Origin of the sequence: Streptococcus sp. k-402, assembly GCF_013277515.1 — a bacterium.
Taxonomy (GTDB): domain Bacteria; phylum Bacillota; class Bacilli; order Lactobacillales; family Streptococcaceae; genus Streptococcus.
Genome location: NZ_VMNB01000022.1, coordinates 1 through 469, shown reverse-complemented (window position 1 = coordinate 469; position 469 = coordinate 1). Strand labels below are relative to the sequence as shown.

Here is a 469-nt window from a genome sequence, read left to right as displayed (position 1 = left end):
AGTAAGTAAGTAAGTAAGTTTGTCTCGATTATGATATAATAATTAAACTAGGTGAACTTTGCTAGTAGGAGAAGCAATATTTTGCCACTAGATATAAACATGAGACTTCCTTTCCAAAATAACATGACAACATTATTAATATTTGCTAAACCTACTAGACAGTTATCCTAGTTTTTTGAATAGAATGAATAGATAAAAGGAGTTACGAATATGACGCCAGAAGAAATGTACCTGACAGAGCGATTAGATGTACAGATAGCTCATTTTTTAAAGAAAAGTGTTCAACATCGTAGACGCTATAAGGTATTAAAAATAACAGAAATTGTGGCAGGTTTCCTCATAGCTGTCTTTTGTGCTATTCCTATGCCAGGTGATCGCTACCGTTTGATTTCGGTTGCTTTGTCCAGTCTCGGTTTGCTGTGTGAGGGGATTCTCAATTTGTATAATGCCAAGGAACACTGGATTTCTT

1 protein-coding gene is annotated in these 469 nt (G+C 35.0%); it reads left to right on the top strand.

The features are described 5' to 3' along the window. Positions 1–210: 210 nt before the first annotated feature. Positions 211–469: DUF4231 domain-containing protein (locus HT724_RS09805; protein ID WP_173276336.1), on the top strand; the 259-nt coding region annotated here is incomplete at its 3' end.